This is a genomic window from Pseudoalteromonas sp. SR44-5 (assembly GCF_014163675.1).
GTDB classification, from domain to species: domain Bacteria; phylum Pseudomonadota; class Gammaproteobacteria; order Enterobacterales; family Alteromonadaceae; genus Pseudoalteromonas; species Pseudoalteromonas rhizosphaerae.
In genome coordinates this window covers 1-1,300 of record NZ_JACJDT010000120.1, presented here as the reverse complement: position 1 = coordinate 1,300, position 1,300 = coordinate 1, and the positions used below count along the sequence as shown (strand labels likewise).

1 protein-coding gene is annotated in these 1,300 nt (G+C 41.9%); it reads right to left on the bottom strand.

From position 1 onward, the window contains the following. A partial coding sequence (locus tag H5154_RS22730) for an IS4 family transposase (RefSeq protein ID WP_182719729.1) occupies positions 1-1,204 on the bottom strand: 1,204 nt, incomplete at its 3' end. Positions 1,205-1,300: the final 96 nt, after the last annotated feature.

Below are 1,300 nucleotides of genomic sequence, written 5' to 3'. Positions count from 1 at the left end.
CATCACTCACATCCATATTTTTCCAATCGATTTGCACTACTACCTGTACGAAATAGGCTAGTCCTTCCAAATAATCTCGCCGTCGCAATTTAATGGACTGTTTTTTGACGTATCGCAATCCAACAAATGCCCATGACACTACTCGCCTCCTTTTGCTTGAGTTAGCTTGAAAAGAGCCTGTCTTTCCTGCTTTGTCTATCACTGCACCCAGCATCATTGAGAACCAATGAGCCAGTGTGGCAAGCAGTAACAGTATGTCTAATCGATAGAGTTTGTTTGTCCTGTGCAGATCTGAGCCTAAGCCGAACCTAACACTTTTTTGATCTCGAAATCCTGCTTCTATCTGCATTCTCATACCATATAATTTGAGCACTTTTTCGAGAAAGTGGTGCCTTTTTGGAAGTGAAGAAACGAGTAGCCAAGGCTCCTTATAACCACGTTTTTTATCTCTTTTTAATAACTTATGCCCTTTGCCAACCAGCACTGCATGCGTGTGATATTGTGCACTTTTGGTCAACTCGGTCGCGCCAAGATACTGGCTCTTACGTTGATTGCTCTTGAATAGTGACTGGCATGGAACAAACTCATCGCTGCCCTGCGTTTTCAAGTGTGCCGTACCTCGAACTCGGCTAATATAATGCCAGCCATTGTTTCGCACGGCTTTGAGCCAAGGAACTTTAAAGCCCGCATCCGTCACAATGACAGGGCGGCAATCACTCGGCAAGATCAGTTTGAGCATCTTTAAGAACCGTTTTTGTACTTTTGGGCAATGATATTGAAAGCTGAATGCACTTTCCTGATACAGGGTTAAAGAGCGACCTTCACTAACAATGCTGGCACGCAGAATACAGTATTTGGTTTGTGTATCTGCATGACTCCAATCAACCAAAATGACGGGATGCTTTTCAGTGACCACAAAACGGCTTAAGTGAACATAAACCGTTGTTGATTCACGTAAAAGCTCGTGGTTACTGAGCAGTCGATCAATACGTTTAATATCATGTTTTTCAGTTGTTTTTGAATTCAAATTGCGGCCGATAGACGTCAAGGTACATTGCTGGCAGTGCAATAGAGATTTAACGGCAGCGACTAAAGTATTAAATCTGGCTTTATGAATTGAGTTAGGGGTGACAGCGCGGAGCATATTGTGCAAAATAGTAAAAGCATTCATGGTGTTTAGCTCTGTTGTTTTTAAGCGATTCATAAGATCACAAAACACCATGAATGTTCCCTCGCTTCCCACATTTTTTAATACTATTAGTTCATTGATATATAAAGGCTAATTCTGGGGATACTTTAG